Annotated in this window: 9 protein-coding genes; 3 read left to right on the top strand and 6 right to left on the bottom strand. The window is 60.6% G+C overall.

The window, feature by feature from the left end; all coding sequences use genetic code 11:
• Window positions 1-21: 21 nt before the first annotated feature.
• The 5 genes from DHV10_RS01175 to DHV10_RS01155 all read right to left on the bottom strand — a co-directional run bounded on the left by DHV10_RS01175 (window position 22) and on the right by DHV10_RS01155 (window position 5,298).
• On the bottom strand, window positions 22-957 hold the full coding sequence (locus tag DHV10_RS01175) for a VWA domain-containing protein (protein WP_162601104.1): 936 nt from the start codon (window positions 955-957) through the stop codon (window positions 22-24).
• Window positions 941-1,666 carry a molybdenum cofactor biosynthesis protein gene (locus DHV10_RS01170; protein WP_109485644.1) on the bottom strand — a complete coding sequence of 242 codons (726 nt, stop codon included), beginning with the start codon at window positions 1,664-1,666 and terminating at the stop codon, window positions 941-943. Before DHV10_RS01170 ends, DHV10_RS01175 begins: the two co-directional genes overlap by 17 nt.
• A gap of 138 nt (window positions 1,667-1,804) precedes the next feature.
• Window positions 1,805-4,234: an endopeptidase La gene (lon, locus tag DHV10_RS01165; RefSeq protein ID WP_109484492.1), complete on the bottom strand. Its 2,430-nt coding sequence runs from the start codon at window positions 4,232-4,234 to the stop codon at window positions 1,805-1,807.
• Between the two features lie 270 nt (window positions 4,235-4,504).
• On the bottom strand, window positions 4,505-4,747 hold the full coding sequence (locus tag DHV10_RS01160; RefSeq protein ID WP_109484491.1) for a hypothetical protein: 243 nt from the start codon (window positions 4,745-4,747) through the stop codon (window positions 4,505-4,507).
• Window positions 4,744-5,298, bottom strand: coding sequence for an RNA polymerase sigma factor (locus DHV10_RS01155; RefSeq protein ID WP_239461331.1), 555 nt, complete (start codon window positions 5,296-5,298; stop codon window positions 4,744-4,746). The genes DHV10_RS01160 and DHV10_RS01155 overlap by 4 nt, the downstream gene beginning before the upstream one ends.
• A gap of 382 nt (window positions 5,299-5,680) precedes the next feature.
• On the opposite strand from DHV10_RS01155, the gene DHV10_RS01150 reads away from it, so the two are divergent.
• From DHV10_RS01150 to DHV10_RS01140, 3 genes are read left to right on the top strand one after another with little or no spacing between them, the layout of a single operon-like run.
• Window positions 5,681-8,899 carry an outer membrane protein assembly factor gene (locus DHV10_RS01150; RefSeq protein ID WP_109484490.1) on the top strand — a complete coding sequence of 1,073 codons (3,219 nt, stop codon included), beginning with the start codon at window positions 5,681-5,683 and terminating at the stop codon, window positions 8,897-8,899.
• Window positions 8,899-9,693: a SurA N-terminal domain-containing protein gene (locus DHV10_RS01145; protein ID WP_109484489.1), complete on the top strand. Its 795-nt coding sequence runs from the start codon at window positions 8,899-8,901 to the stop codon at window positions 9,691-9,693. Before DHV10_RS01150 ends, DHV10_RS01145 begins: the two co-directional genes overlap by 1 nt.
• The gene (locus tag DHV10_RS01140; RefSeq protein WP_109484488.1) at window positions 9,690-13,970 is read left to right on the top strand and encodes a translocation/assembly module TamB domain-containing protein; all 4,281 of its coding nucleotides are present in this window, start codon (window positions 9,690-9,692) and stop codon (window positions 13,968-13,970) included. Before DHV10_RS01145 ends, DHV10_RS01140 begins: the two co-directional genes overlap by 4 nt.
• A gap of 13 nt (window positions 13,971-13,983) precedes the next feature.
• Here DHV10_RS01140 and DHV10_RS01135 read toward each other — a convergent pair whose 3' ends face one another.
• Window positions 13,984-15,756 carry an ATP-binding protein gene (locus DHV10_RS01135; RefSeq protein ID WP_162601103.1) on the bottom strand — a complete coding sequence of 591 codons (1,773 nt, stop codon included), beginning with the start codon at window positions 15,754-15,756 and terminating at the stop codon, window positions 13,984-13,986.
• Between the last annotated feature and the right edge of the window lie 81 nt (window positions 15,757-15,837).

Here is a 15,837-nt window from a genome sequence, read left to right as displayed (position 1 = left end):
GCGGCCCCGGTAACTGCGAGATCAGTCGTCCCGGCTCTTGAGTGAGTCGGAGTAATACCCGGTCTTGTGGCGGATGTTGAACGCATCCGGTGCTGCCCGCGGAACCGTGACCTCGATGCGATGAAACTCAAGCCCGGGTTTCTGATCGTGCGGGTAGTACCCGATCAGATATTGGGTGCGTAGGTCTTCACTCACGCGCTCGAAAGCCTTGTCCAGCCCGCCTTCGTAGGCGTAGAAGCTCTTGCCCCCGGTGTCTTCTGCAAGCGTAATCATCGCGTGCTCGCCGCCAATGTCCCGCCCGGCACTTGCCTCGATCGGCACATCGATGATCGCGTAGATCATGACTTCATTGCGCAGCGCCTGCTCTCTTGCGATCTCGTACGTATCTTCATTGAGCGTGTCGCCACCATCGGAGACGAGTACGAGCACCTTGCGGCCCTCGCGCTTCCCCAACTCAACTGATCCAAGATGGATCGCGTTGTACAAAGCAGTCCCGCCGGCTCCTCGCATGCTGCTGAGCCCATGATCGATTTGAGACAGGTTATTCGTGAACCTCGTCAACTCCGTCACGTACGTATTGAACTGGATCACGCTCATGCGATCCTGCGGCCGCATCAGCGCATGCACAAATTTCTTCGCCGCCTGCTGCTCGATTCCCCGGTCCTTGTAGGTGCTTGAGCTGGTATCGATCGCGAGCGTCAGGTTCAGCGGCATCTCCGACTGTTTTTCGAAATGCGCGATCTTCTGCGGCCGGCCATCTTCGAAGATCCTGAAGTCGTCCTGCGTCAATCCGCCGATTACCGCGCCCGACTTATCGGTCACGTTCACGAAGATACTGACAAGCTTCACATCGAGGCGCAAGGGCTTATCTTCCTGGGCAGGAAGACGCAGCGACAGAGCACCGAGAAAAGCAAATGCGGCCGCACCGGTGCACACGGTTCTACGCGGCAGGCCCATCGGCGCCCTCCGCCGCATGACCTTCCACGGCATATCCGGCAGGAAAAGGTTCCCCATCGGCCCACACCGCGCCGTCTACGAATGTTTCCTTCTTCCAGATCGGCACTGTCTTCTTCAGCGTGTCGATCAACCACCGGCTTGCGTCATAAGCCTGTGCCCGGTGCGCCGATGCAACGACAATCAGCACGCTGGTCTCTCCCACATGCAGCCGGCCCAGCCGATGAACGATCTCGACGTGCCGCACACCGAAATTCCTGACAGCCTCCGCCGCCAGCTCGCGCATTTGCTTCGTCGCCATCTCTTCGTACGCTTCATAGTCGAGATAGAGCGTCTGTCGCCCCCGCGAGTTATTTCGGACAATTCCGTCGAACACCACCACCGCGCCGTCCGCTCCCTGCTTCGCAGCCCGGACGAGACCGTCTGCTTCGATCACGTTGCGCGTCAGGCGCACCACTGTCGCCGGTGCCTCTGCACCACCCGACACCGGCGGCAAGAGGCCAACCTCGTCGTTTTCACTCAGAACTTGATTCCGCTGCGCGTACTCCGCATTCACACTCACCGCGATGCCCAGCGACTCCACCATCGGCGCATGGTCTCCCAGCCTCGCCAGAAGGTCAGCTACGGTCGAGCCGCCAGGCAGATCGAGGGCAAACGAATCTGAACCGAAAGATTCCTTGAGAACGCCAAAGGGAAGAATACGCACGTGCATCGTGAACAAGAATACCGCCTCAGGACTTAGACGCAGCAAGCATCCAGGTGGTGCCGCATCCAGTCCCGCACAATGCTCCGCCGTCACAAAAGAAAAGGACCGGCTTGTTGCGCCGGCCCTCCTCGTTGATTGCTTCGCTTACGCCGCCGCTGAAGCTCCAGCGCCCGCGGCAAGCGGCGCAACCTCAGGCTTCGCGTTCAGCAGCGGCAGAGCCACTGCCAGCACATCCTCGATCCGGCTGGCGTAGTGGATCGAAACGCCGTCGATCATGTCCGGCGTCAGATCCTCCTCCACGTCCTGCCTGTTCTCGGCTGGAAGGATGATGTTCTGCACTCCTGCACGCCGGGCAGCCAGGAATTTCTCCTTGATTCCGCCCACCGGCAGCACGTTGCCGCTCAGCGTAATCTCACCCGTCATCGCGGTCAGCGGACGAACTGGTATGTCCGTCAGCAGCGATGCCAGCACGGTCGCCATCGTCACGCCTGCTGATGGCCCGTCCTTCGGAATCGCTCCAGCAGGAATATGGATATGGAGATCCAGCTCCTTGTTGAAGTCCTCCGGCAGATTCAGCATCGCCGAGTTCGACCGCACCCACGTGAGCGCTGCCTGCATCGACTCCTGCATTACCTCGCCGATCTGGCCCGTCATCGTGAAGCCACCCTTCCCCTTCATCTTGTTGGCTTCGATGAAGAGAATGTCGCCTCCCGCCGGAGTCCACGCCAGACCCACCGCCACGCCGGGCCGCTTCACGCGCTCGGCGATTTCGGTATCCACGCGCACCTGGATGTTACCCAGGAACTCCTTCAGCAGATCCTTGTCGACCGTGATCTTCTCGGTCTTGCCTTCGACCACCCGCCGCGCTTCCTTGCGGCAGACGGTGCCGATCACCTGCTCCAGCTTGCGCACGCCCGCTTCGCGCGTGTAGTGGCGAATCAGGTGGCGAACGGAAGGCTCAGGGAACTCGATCTGTTCTTCCTTGATTCCGTTCTCCTTGATCTGCCGTGGTACCAGGTAGCGGTTCGCGATGTGAAGCTTCTCCTCCTCGCTGTAGCCCTGCAGCGGAATGATCTCCATGCGGTCCAGCAGCGGCGGCGGAATCGGATCCAGCATGTTGGCCGTGCAGATAAACAGCACCTTCGACAAATCGAACGGCACATCGAGATAGTTGTCGCGGAACGCATTGTTCTGCGCCGGATCGAGCGTCTCTAGCAGCGCCGATGCCGGGTCGCCGCGGAAGTCGCGCCCCAGCTTGTCCACCTCGTCCAGCATGATCACAGGGTCGTTGGTTTCCGCCCTGCGAATGCTCTGGATAATCTGACCGGGCAGCGCGCCGATATAGGTACGCCGGTGTCCGCGGATCTCCGCCTCATCGTGCATGCCGCCGAGCGATACCCGCTGGAACTTCCGTCCGAGCGCGCGCGCAATCGATTTTCCGAGACTGGTCTTGCCCACACCCGGAGGTCCGACAAAGCACAGGATCGGTCCCTTCATGTCAGGCTTCAGTTCCAGCACCGACAGGTAGTCCAGGATACGATCCTTCACCTTCTTCAGGCCGTAGTGATCCTCGTCCAGAATCTCCCGGGCCTTGCCGATATCCACCTTCGAGCCCGAGCTCTTCGCCCAGGGCAGAACTGCAAGCCACTCGATGTAGTTGCGCGTAAGCGAATAGTCGGCCGCCATCGGAGACATGCGTCCAAGGCGGGACAGTTCCTTCATCGCCTCTTTCTTCACGTCTTCCGGCATGCCCGCTTCTTCGATCTTCTTGCGCAGGTCTTCGACCTCGCGCTGGCCTTCGTCCTGCTCGCCCAGTTCCTTCTGGATGGCCTTCATCTGCTCGCGCAGATAGTAGTCGCGCTGCGACTGCTGAACCTGGTCCTGCACCTCACTCTGGATCTTGGTGCGAAGCTGCTGAACTTCAATCTCCTTGGCCAGGTGCTTGGTCAGCAGTTCCAGCCGCGCCGGCACGCTCGGGTTTTCAAGTAGCGCCTGTTTGTCATCGGTCGTCAGGAACGGGAGAGACGAAGCCACAAAATCCACCAGCCGGCTCGGATCCTCGATGTTTCCGGCAATCGTCCGCAGCTCGTCAGACAAAGTGGCCGATTCCGACACAATCTGCTGGAACTGGCCCACAACATTCCGGACCAACGCTTCGATCGCGGCCGTCGTCTCGCCCTCGGCGTCCTCTACCGTCTCCACCTCGGCGATCATGAACGGTTCGGTCTGGACGTAGCGCACCAGCCGTACGCGCTCGACACCTTCGGTGAATACAAAGCGGCTCTGGTTCGGCATGCGCACAACTTTGTGGACCGTGGCGAGCGTTCCCACCTCGTGCAGGTCAGTTGGCTTGGGCGAGTCCAGCCTGGGATCGAGCTGAGCGGCCACCACAATGGAGCGCTCGTCCCCCAGCGACTCGATCAGTTGAATCGAGCTTTCGCGCCCAACTGTAAGCGGCAGAACAGCATGCGGGAATAAAACGGTATCACGGACCGGCAACACCGGTATCCGCCTGGAACCGGAAAGACGCTTCTGCGGATTTTCAGGCGGCAGTATGGAAGGCTGACTTGGCATTGAGTGTCCTCTTATCAACTTTCCTTATTAGACAACACAGAGCTTCGAAAGTTTCAAGAATCTGCCCCGTCCAGAAGACTCCGAGACGCTCATGATGTCTTGGTCACGGTTCCTACCCCGCTCGAGTTCTGCCCTACAAAAAGTTGAGCCGCGCTTCGAGCAGTCGCGGCTCAACTGGATTATCGGCTTTCGTCGGGAAAGGCTGAGACTTCTGCATCGCGGACTTCTCTTTCGATTGCCAAGTCTACAGCGGGGTTATTCGCTTCTGCGCTAAGCGTCACCTTTTTTGATGGCAGACTCGATCCGCTCCCAAAGGTTGTCTTCGGGTTGCTGATCCTGAAAGAGCTGCTTGGCTGCATCTGCAATGGTCTGCAGGTCCTGGTACAGCCTCTGACAGTCATTCGGGCATTCTTTCAGGTGCGGATGATTGAGTACATTTGCCCCTGATCCCACAAGCTCGGCAAGCTGGCTCTGAAATTCCTCGCAGCTCATCGGCTTTGCATCAATGGTCATCGCTTTCCCCCTTTGCGGAGCGATTGACGCAGGGCATCGCGCAACTTGAGCCGGGCCTTATGGAGCTGAGATTTGCTGTTACCCACTGAACAATCAAGCATGGCCGCTATCTCATTATGCTCAAAGCCCTCCACATCGTGAAGAACAAAGATCAATCGATAACCCGCAGGCAGCGCCGCAACTGCCCGCTCCAGCGCGAGCCTATCGATCGAACCCGTCAGCGAGAGATCCGGCGCTCCGAAGCTGCGGCCTGGCCCGTCGTCATACGAGGGCTCCATCGCCTCGTCGAGAGACATCAGCGGCAGGCCCTTCTTGCGCAGATGCATCAGCACGACGTTGATCGAGAGCCGATGCAGCCAGGTCGAGAAAGCCGAGTCCCCGCGAAATGTCGCGATCTTCCTGTGTAGTTGAAGGAAGGCTTCCTGCGTCAAATCTTCGGCCTCCGCTACGTTGCCGACCATGCGCAGACAAAGGGAGTAGATTCTCCGCTTATGAAGCGAGTACAAGTGAGCAAACGCGTGGTGGTCGCCCGCCTGGGCTCGTGCCAGCATCTCCGCATCCGGAGAAAGGGGAGCCTGGGGTTTGGCGACCTCGGTTGCAGATTCCTGTGGCTCGGCCGCGTTGTCCTCCTGGACAGTCTGCGCGGCGGACCCGTCACCGGTCTGCTTCTGAAACCTGGTACGTGGCATGCGCTTCCTTTGGGGAAAAGTATCGGTGGTGGCTGTAAGAATCGTCTGATGCTGCGCCAAGCTTCTTTCCTCGTTAGTATAAGGTGCAGCGGTTGAAAAACTTTGAGCTGCGGCGAGAAGAAACCGATTAGGCTCTCAAGTTAATTAGTTGGATGCAACCAAATGCCTTGGCGTGGGTCTATACGGCTAAAATTCTGGGAGATAGAGTGCGTAAGACAGTGCCGGCAAGGCAGCGCGGCTGGAGATGGATGCAGGGGGTGTCGTTCTTATCTTTTTCCTGCTTTCTGCCGCCATCCAGCTCTCATGCCAACTCCCTCTAGATGCTTTAGCCCCGCACTCCGATGCAGCTCTCTTCCTGCTCGACCCCTCTTCGATTTACCCGCCAAGTGGCAACAGGGAAACTCGTCCCGGTGAGTCCCTCGAACCCGACCGGCTCGCAGCATGGCTCGGAAGACCCGTCCGCGAGATCACCTTCCAGGGAGTCGCTTCCGAACGCCTGAAGCAGGTTCAGGATCATCTGCCCCAGCAGATCGGTACGCCGCTCGATCGCGAGAAAATCGCCGCTTCACTCCGGCAGCTCTACGCCACCGGGCTGTTCGAGACGATCGAAGCCACCGCATCGGAGCAAGGGGATGGCGTACGGCTTGTCTTCACGGGATCGCCCCGCGCGTTTATCGGGGTTGTCACGGTGACTGGCGCAAAAGGGGCAACCATGAATGCCCAGCTCGTTGCCGCCAGCCGTCTGAATCCCGGCACTCGCTTCTCCGAAAATCGGCTTAGCGCGGCACAGGGTCGCATGCGCCAGGCCCTCGCCGATAACGGCTTCAACGAGCCAAAGATCACCTACATCCTGAAACAACATCAGGAAGAGCAGCTGGTCGATATCGAGTTCACTGTTATCTCCGGCCCGCAGGCCCGCGTGGGTTCTGTCGCAGTCGAGGGCGACTCCGGCATGACGCTGGAGCAGTTCCGGCATTCGGCACATCTCCGCGCCGGCAGCAAGGTGAATCACGACACCAACAACCGCGCGCTCACAGGCGTCCTCAAGCACTATCAAAAGCAGGATCGCCTTGAGGCAGACGTCAAGCTACAATCGCAAACTTATGCGCAAGGCGCGGATAGAACCAACTACAGCTTCGCCGCAAACCGTGGACCCGTCGTAAAGGTCGGCATTGAGGGAGCGAAGTTAAGCTCTGACCGGCTCAAGCGTCTGGTTCCTGTCTACGAAGAAGGCACCGTTGACGAAGATCTGCTGAACGAGGGGAATCGCCGTCTCCGTGACTACTTCCAGCGGCTTGGCTACTTCGACGTCAGAGTCGATCACCTCATCCGCAGCCCCGAAGGCGCCGGCGCTGTGAACATCACCTACACCGTTTCGCTCGGCTCGAGGCGCCGCGTCGAGCGCGTTGCGGTCGGGGGCAACCACTACTTCGGCACCGACACATTGAGGCAGCTCCTCAGCGTGAAAGCCGCGGATTATCTCGACCGACATGGCACTTACAGTCAGGCCCTTGTTGCGGGGGACATTGCAGCTCTGGAAAACGTCTATCACAACAACGGATTCTCCAGGGTCAAGATCACTCCGGAAACACTCAGCGGGCAGGACTCATCCATTCCGAACGGAACCGCCGCGCAGCACAGGTCGACGGAACCGCTCTCCGTGATCTACCACATTGATGAAGGCCAGCAGCAGCGCGTCGCCCTGCTTCGCCTCGACGGTGTCGTCAAAAGCGACTCCGGGAAACTGCAGGGCTTGATGAATACAGCTCCGGGCCAGCTTTTTTCTCCGCAGAACCTGGCTGGCGACCGCGATGCCCTGCTCACCGATTACCTGAGCCGCGGCTTCGACCAGGTTCAGATCGAGGTTGAAAACAAGACAGAAGATGCGGACGCGACCAAGGTTGACGTGATCTTTCATATTCACGAAGGCCAGCAGATCTTCGTACGCAAGGTGCTGCTCTCCGGTCTCCGCTACACACGGCCCGATACCGTAGCGAAAGCCATCACGCTGCACCCGGGCGATCCGCTCAGCCAGACCGCACTGGCCGACATTCAGCGCAACATGTACGAGTTCGCGCTTTTCAACGAAGTTGACACCGCCATTCAGAATCCGAACGGAGACGAGACCTACAAAACCGTTCTGGTCCAGACCACTGAAGCCCGCCGCTGGACGCTCACCTACGGTCTCGGCTTTGAGGCACAAACCGGCACGCCGCAAAATAACTGCGCCGGCCTCCAGAAGCGCGGGGAGACCTGCTCCCCCAATGGGCGCCCGGGGGTCAGCCCGCGAGTGCTGCTTGACGTGACGCGCAACAATCTCTTCGGACGAGATCAGTCCGCTTCCGTCCGCGGCACCTATGGCCTGCTGGAACAGAACGTGAACCTGCTGTTCCAGAATCCGCACTTCCGCGGAAATCGCGACTGGGGTTTCACCTTCTCCGGCGGCTATGCCAGCAGCCAGGACGTCACCACCTACGTCGCTTCCAAGCTCGAGGGCGGCTTCCGGTGGACGGAACATTTCACCAAGCCGAACCCGTTCCTCTCCCGGGCCAACACCTTCATCTACTCCTACGACTTCCGGCGCGTCAAAGTAGCGCAGGAGAGCTTGCAGGTATTTCGCGCCGAGATCCCTGCGCTCGCCGCGGCTGTTCGCGTGGCCGGGCCCGGAGTCACCTGGATCCGCGACACGCGCGACTCGGCGCTCGACTCGCACCGAGGCACCTACACGACCTTCCAGGAATTCCTCTCCAACAACAAACTCGGTTCTGAAGCTGAATTCAACCGCCTCGATCTTTCGAGTTCGAGCTACTACGGCTTTGACAAGAATCGCTACGTGCTCGCGCGCAACACCCGCTACGGCCAGGAACGCGCCTACGGCCCGCCTTCTGCTCTTCTGCTTCCCTTGCCCGAACGCCTCTATGCCGGCGGCCCCACATCGCACCGCGGGTTTGGTATCAACGGCGCTGGTCCGCGCGATCCGGAAACCGGCTTCCCCATCGGCGGAGCCGGCGCTCTCGTCAACAGCACCGAGCTTCGCCTTCCGCCCCCCATCCTTCCCTTCTTTGGCGATGCGCTCAGCTTCGTCCTCTTCCATGACATGGGCAATGTCTTCAACAGTGCCGGCGATGCGTGGGAGAGTATTCTCCGAGTCGAACAGCCTAACCGCGATGCATGCAAAGTGCTCACGCAGGGATCTGCACAGAACCCTCCAGTTCCCTCCGGGCAAGACACATCGACCGGCCCTCAGGGGCAATGCAGCTTCAGCTACTTTTCGCACGCGGCGGGTTTGGGCATGCGTTACCACACGCCGGTCGGCCCCATACGGCTCGACTTCAGCTACAACCTGAATCCGCCCATCTACCCGGTGAATGTGGACTACGCCTTGCCCGATCCTTACTCCAGCCCGCATATCGGCGAGGCACAGCACTTCAACTTCTTCTTCAGTCTGGGACAGACCTTCTGATGGCGCGCGAGCTTAAAAACCGGATCGTCTCCATTCCGCTCCATAAGGCGGCTACGGTCCTGCTGTTTCTCTGCGCCGTTCCCACCTTCTCGCAGGCGCCTCAGCCTGCAGCCTCAACAGACGGCCCACCGCCCGCGACGAGCGCCACAATCACGCTGGACCGCGCCCTCGCCGTCGTGAACCGCCAGGTGATTCTGCAGAGCGACCTCGAAGACGAGATGCAGCTCTCCGTCCTCGACCCCACCACAAACGGCAACGCCAACGATACCAAGCAGCAGGCCCTCGATCGGCTGATCAGCCGCACTCTCATCCAGCAGCAGATTCAGCAGGAGAACATCCCCGCCGCCGTACCAACTTCGGCGCAGATCGCTGCGCGCCTGAAGGAGATTCGTACCGATCTCCCGGCCTGCGTGCGCGCAGACTGCGCATCCGACGCGGGCTGGACGGAATTCCTCGCGCGTCACGAACTGTCTCCCGAGCGGGTGGACAAGTATCTTCGCACGCGGCTCGAGATCCTGAGCTTTATCGAGCTTCGCTTTCGCCAGGGCATCCGCATCACTCCGGAAGAAGTCGAGACCTACTATCGCCAAACCCTGCTTCCGCAATATCCTGCGGGACAGACGCCGCCGCCGCTGCAACAGGTCTCTGCCCGAATCGAAGAGATCCTCCTGCAGCAGCGTGTGAACGCCCTCTTTGACACCTGGCTCTCGAACCTCCGCAGCCAGGGACAGATCCAGGTCCTCGACTCCACGCTCGAGCGAGCCTCAGCCGATGACGGAGCGTCGAAAGAATGAGCCGGACCGGCCAGATCCCGCGCGATGAAGACTCTCCTGAAATGAGTCCGCCTCCCGCGCGCCGACGCTACCTTCGCCGCATCCTTTTTTTCGGCTCCGGCATTGCACTGCTGCTGGTCATCGTCATCGTCGGGCTCTTTCTCTGGGCCAGTTCGTCAAGCTTCGAGAACATCATCCGCAAGCGCATCATCGCGCGCATCGAAGCCGGCACTGGCGGCCGCGCAGAGATACGCTCCTTCCGCTGGAAGCTCCTCAAACTCGAAGCCGACATCGATGGATTGACTCTCCATGGCCGCGAGGCTCAGGGCGAGGCGCCTTATGCGCAGGTCGACTCAGTCCACGCGGCCATCAGCATTCTCGATCTCCTCAGTCCCCGCGTTCTCCTCCGTGATCTTGAAGTGGTCAAGCCGCAGGTGCACATCATTGCCTACCGCGACGGCACGACCAACATCCCGCAACCTCGATTGAAGTCCAGCACGTCCTCGCACCCCATCGACACGCTCTTCGACCTTCAAGCCGGTCACGTCGAGGTGCAGCACGGTCTCGTCGACTTCGACGATCGTTCGGACGAAGCGGACGACTTCCAGGATCGCCATATCCCGCTGGACTTTGGCGCGAACGATGTTTCCCTCGTCATGCGATATCTTTCCGGTCACGGTCCCGATCCGGAGAAGTACCACCTCGACGCCGACGTGCACGACCTTCATCTGGCGCGAGGACTTGCGAACCATCCTGAAGCTCCTCCCGTCGAGGGCCAGATCAAAGCGTCCGTCGACCTGACCCGCAACGCCCTTTACTTCCGCTCCGTGCAGGTCACGGCTCACAGCAAAGGCTCGAAGGATCGGCAACTCAACATCGCCGGAGAACTTCAGGACTTTACTCATCCGCGCTGGAACGCCACAGCACAGGGCGAACTCGACCTGAAGCTCCTGGAGCCCGCCACGGGCTACCCAAGCACACCCGAAGGCATCGCGCGCCTGAACCTCACCGCGCAAGGCCAGCAGGGCGAATTCCGCATTGACGGCACCGTTCACGCCGACAACGCCGCCTACATCGGCACCGGCGTCGTCTCCCGCGGCGTCACGCTCGACGCTCGCGTCCATGCCGACCCGCTCCACCTTCAGATCACGAACGTCACGGCCCGTCTCAAGCAGGGCGGCCAGCTAGCAGGCGATGTCCTCCTTGACCATTGGATCGCTCCGCTCTCGGCTGCCCCGGTCATGGTGGCTGCAGCTCCGCCGAAGCACGAGAAGAAGGGCCGCTCGCACGAACCCGCTGCCGCGGCACCCGTCGTCCATCCCAAACCCGACAACCTCCTCCACACCAATGGCAAGGTTCACGCTTACTTCCGCAACGTAGCGCTTGACACGGTTCTGGACCTCGTGAGCTCGCCGCCATTCCAGAGGCTGGGACTTGCGACACTCATCAACGGTCCATCTGTGGCTGAGTGGAACAACGGCGATATCGACACGCTCTCCGTTGCAGCAAAGTTCAAGCTCAACCCCTCTGCAAATCCCGGAAGGGGAGAGGCTCCCACCAGCGGCGTCGTTGATGCAACCTACCTTCAAAGAACAGGCGACGTCGACCTGCGTGCGCTCGAGGTTACGCTCCCATCCAGTCACATCACGGCTCACGGGCGGCTGGGCGCTTACCCGATGACCAGCCCCACAGGGGTCTACGTCGACTTGCAATCGCACGATCTTGGCGAGTTCGACACTCTCTTTCGCGATCTCGGCCTCACGCGCAACGGCACAACAGGCACCGCTGCCCTGCCTCTGTCACTCGGTGGCGAAGCCGATTTCCACGGTACCTGGGCCGGCTCTCTCCTCGACCCGCACCTCGGTGGCAACTTCCGCGCTACAAACTTCTCTCTCGAAATCCCCGCCGCGTCAGCCGATACCCAGCCCCGTTCAGTGCATCTCGATTCGCTCGATCTGACCGGCAGCTATGCCGCCGAAAAAATCGGGATCGATCACGGCCAGCTTCAGCATGGCAACGCCGCCATCTCCCTCGATGGCACTCTCACCGCCGTCTCCGCCACCGGCAAAAGGTTCAGCCGACCCCGCTTCGACTCCAACTCGCTTCTGCATGCCAATGTCCACGCCGACAAGATCGATGCCGAAGAAATCGCGACGTTTCTCGGCAAATCTCTCCCGCTGACCGGAACCATGAGCGCCCGGCTCTTCGTCGATGGCCCCTACTCCGCAATGAACGGGAATGGCTGGATCCAACTTGAAAACGGCAGCATCTACGGCGAGCCACTCGCCCGCGCCCGCGCCGACGGCAACATTGCAGGACAGGTCATTCAGCTGTCTTCGGTCTCTCTGAGCAGCGAGGCCGGCGCCATCAACGCATCCGGCAGTTACGACCTGAACACAAAGCACTTCACTATCAACGCGCGCTCATCGAGCCTCGATGTGTCCAGGCTCGACCATCTTCGCCGTCAGACCACGGGCGTTCAAGGAAGTCTCGGTTTCACCCTCACTGGTTCCGGCACACTCGACGATCCCCGTCTCGAAGCCCACGCCACTCTCTCCAGCCTGAGTGTCAGCGGCGAAAAGTTCGGTGCCATCGCGATCAACGCTCGCACCGCCAATCGCTCCGCGATCTACGAACTCACCTCGCAGCTCGAAGGGGCCGAGCTCACCGCACATGGCCAGACCGCGCTCATCGCTGATTACGAAACCAAAGCCGCGCTGAACTTCTCGCGATTTGACATCGGCCATCTGCTTGCCGCGCTCCACGTCAGCGGTCTCACTGGCGAGTCCAACCTCGAGGGCTCCGTCAATCTCGAAGGTCCTCTCGCGCACCCGGATCTCATGCGTGGTGAGGCGCGCATTAAAGACCTCGCCCTCACGGTTTCCGGAGTCCATCTTCATAGTGACGGCGGACTCCACGCCACCATGGGCAACTCCCAGATCAAGCTGGATCCGCTGCATATCACCGGCGAGCAGACCGATGTGCACGTTCAAACCTCCGTGAACCTCGCGGAAAAGCGCCGCCTCGATCTGGCCGCGAACGGCTCCATCAACCTCAAGCTTGCCGAAACCATCGATCCAGACCTCACCGCAAGCGGCACCACAACCTTCCGCGTCGAAGCGCACGGCCCGCTCACAGACCCCAACCTCACCGGCCGCATCGATTTCGAGAACGCCTCACTCGCCCTGGAGGATTTGCCCAACAGCCTCAGTCAGCTTCACGGCACGCTGGAGTTCAATCAGAACCGCCTCGAAGTGAAGTCTCTTACTGCCATGAGCGGCGGCGGCCAGCTCAGCGTCACAGGATATCTCTCCTACCAGCACGGTCTCTACGCAGACCTCGCGCTCAAAGGCAAGTCCATCCGCATCCGCTACCCTCAGGGCGTCAGTTCAGCAGCCGACATCAATCTCCAGCTGCAGGGTCCGCAAAGCAACCTGCTTCTTAGCGGCAACGTGATGATCACGCGCTTCACCGTCAGCCCCGAGCTCGACCTGGTGGCGCTCGCATCGCAGACCACAAAATCGCAGACCATCGCTCCCGCCGACGCCCCCTCCAACCACATTCGCCTTGACGTGCGCATTCAGTCGTCGCCGCAGCTCAACTTTCAGAATGCTTATGCCAAGCTTGCCGGCGACGTCGATCTGCGCCTGCGCGGCACACTTGCCTCTCCGTCTCTACTCGGCCGCATCTCCATTACCGAGGGTAGCGCCACCATCGCAGGCACTCGCTATGAGTTACAGCGTGGCGAAATCACGTTCACCAATCCCGTTCGCATTCAACCCAACATCGATTTGAACGCAACGGCGCACGTCGAGGACTACGACATCACCCTCGGCCTCCACGGCTCAGTGGACCAGCCCACGGTCACCTACCGCAGCGATCCTCCGCTCCCCGAAGCCGACGTCATCGCACTGCTCGCCCTGGGCCGCACACAAGACCAGCAGCGCCTCTATACACGCCAGCAGGAACAGCTCGCCTCCAATCCCGCAACGGACGCCCTTCTCGGCGGCGCGCTCAACGCAACCGTCAGCAGCCGCGTGCAAAAGCTCTTCGGCGCCGGCTCAGTAAAAGTCGACCCCAACTACCTCGGTGTGCTCGGCAACTCCACCACGCGCATCACCGTCGAGGAGCAACTCGGCAGGAACCTCACCCTCACCTACGCCACCGATGTGGACACAACTGCCCAGCAGCTTCTACAAGCCGAAATCGCAATCAACCGGCATGTCTCGCTGCTCGTCGCGCGCGACGAATCCGGTGTCTTCTCGATGGTAGTGAAGGCGACGCGCAGGTTCCGCTAGCTCTGTCCGGCACTCAATCGCCGTTGCCCGATGCCTTGCCCGTATGCGCATTCGGCAGAAAAATACTCATTGTCGTTCCCGACTTCTCGCCCTGCCGGCTGCGAAAGCGCAATGCTCCGCCCTGCTGCTCGATGAGCGCCTTGGTGGCCCAGAGCCCGATCCCCGTTCCAATCTCCGCTTTGGTCGTGAAGAACGGAATGAAAATCTTCTTCTGCACCTCGCGCGGCATTCCGCTCCCGTTATCAGCCAGCGTGATGCGTACGCCCGCCTCGCGCTCGCCGTTCCAGCCGTGCGAGACCCGTGCCCGGATCCAGATCTTCCCGCCCGCCTTCGAGGCGTCAATCGCGTTGGTAAGCAGATTCGACACTGCCTGCCTCAACTCTCCCTGTCGCCCATAGAGCTTCAAGTCTGGTGAAACAGATACTGTTGTTTCGATGCGTTTGTAGGCGAGCTTCCGCTCGTAGACCACCAGCACATCGCGAATCAGATCCGCCAAGTTGATCCAACGGTCCTTCGAAGCCCCGCGATAGAACCCGAGCGTCTGCTGCGCAATCTGCGACACACGCGCAAGTTCGCGATCCGCAATCGAGAGGTGCCTGCACACCTCCTCAGGCAGGCCCTGCGCCGTCATGGCGAGGTAAATGAAGTTCGTCACCGCTTCAAGAGGATTATTGATCTCGTGCGCAATCGTCGCCGCGAGCCGTCCGGTCGCAGCCAGCTTCTCTGACTGAATCGCCAGCTGCTGCGCGCTCTTCAACTCCGTGATGTCCCTCGACACTGCGACCAGCCGCTCGATCGCGCCCTGCCGGTCCAGCGCCGGAGTGATGCGAACATCCCAGCTCTTTCTCAGTCCGCCTATCGTGATCGAGTCGCCCTGAAAGCTCCCGACGTTACCTTCGCGGGCCGCCGACAGTGCTTCCTTGGCGCGGCTCCTGTCTTCCTCTCTCCACAGTTCGACCCAAAGTTTGTTCAGATACTGACTCGCGTCCGTGATCTCCATCGAGCGCTGTCCGGCGGGGCTCATGTACTGGATCCGCCCGTCCAGGTCGAGCACCTTCACGCAATCGGCGCTGCTCTCGATGATGTTGCGCGTGAATTCTTCGGTGCGCCGCAGCTTCTCCTCCACCACCTTGCGGTGCGCGACCTCTTTCTCCCGCTCCTCAACAACGGCATCCACCGCGGACGCCTTCTGCTGCAGAGTGCTGACCATCCTGTCGCGCTCTTCACCACTCGCCAGGTCGGAGTAGCTCTCCGACGGAATCACGGCGGAGTGCTGCGAACAGATCGCGTCGAACCCACCCGAATAGCTCTCCTTGGCGAAACTCCCAATTGGATAAGCGCAGCGGAAGTGCAGCTTGTAGCGCTCCACCAGTTCGTTCCACAGGTGCTCAAGTTCGATCGCGCCCTGCTGGTTGCCCTCAGCCCAGAGCATCGCGACCATCTCTCCGAAAACGGAGATCGCTTTCACGCCCGGCCGCAAAGCCGCCCTGGCGCGCTCGATCACCGGTGCCATCTCCTCCCAGAACCGCTGCGGATCCGGTCGCCCCTGCACCAGCAATCGTTCCAGTGCACGCCGGGCATCCACAGGTATGTACCTGCCCTCGGCAACCGTGCGCGTCACATCGATGTTGTTGGAAGTAAGTTTCTCGACCAGCCTGCGGTGGTGATCCTGTGTCGCGATAACCACGCAAGCGCCACCCGAGCCCAGCGCGGCTCCTGCAAACTCGCTGAGACTCTCGATGAAGACCGACTCGTCCTCATAAAACTGCACTGCATGCGCCGACACGGCGGGCCCCAAGGCATCAGAGTGGTAAGGCTGCGACGTATGTTGCCGAGAACGTTGGCCATATAAGTACACGATGCCTCC

It is taken from the genome of Occallatibacter savannae (assembly GCF_003131205.1).
GTDB lineage: Bacteria > Acidobacteriota > Terriglobia > Terriglobales > Acidobacteriaceae > Telmatobacter > Telmatobacter savannae.
Note: the sequence above shows the minus strand (reverse complement) of the source record. Positions and strands in the feature narration are given on the sequence as shown.

Excerpts from the sequence above, each read along its gene's own strand:
- DHV10_RS01175 (WP_162601104.1), bottom strand. The coding sequence starts at position 957 with ATGGGCCTGCCGCGTAGAACCGTGTGCACCGGTGCGGCCGCATTTGCT.
- DHV10_RS01170 (WP_109485644.1), bottom strand. The coding sequence starts at position 1,666 with ATGCACGTGCGTATTCTTCCCTTTGGCGTTCTCAAGGAATCTTTCGGT.
- lon (WP_109484492.1), bottom strand. The coding sequence starts at position 4,234 with ATGCCAAGTCAGCCTTCCATACTGCCGCCTGAAAATCCGCAGAAGCGT.
- DHV10_RS01160 (WP_109484491.1), bottom strand. The coding sequence starts at position 4,747 with ATGACCATTGATGCAAAGCCGATGAGCTGCGAGGAATTTCAGAGCCAG.
- DHV10_RS01155 (WP_239461331.1), bottom strand. The coding sequence starts at position 5,298 with ATGCTGGCACGAGCCCAGGCGGGCGACCACCACGCGTTTGCTCACTTG.
- DHV10_RS01150 (WP_109484490.1), top strand. The coding sequence starts at position 5,681 with ATGGATGCAGGGGGTGTCGTTCTTATCTTTTTCCTGCTTTCTGCCGCC.
- DHV10_RS01145 (WP_109484489.1), top strand. The coding sequence starts at position 8,899 with ATGGCGCGCGAGCTTAAAAACCGGATCGTCTCCATTCCGCTCCATAAG.
- DHV10_RS01140 (WP_109484488.1), top strand. The coding sequence starts at position 9,690 with ATGAGCCGGACCGGCCAGATCCCGCGCGATGAAGACTCTCCTGAAATG.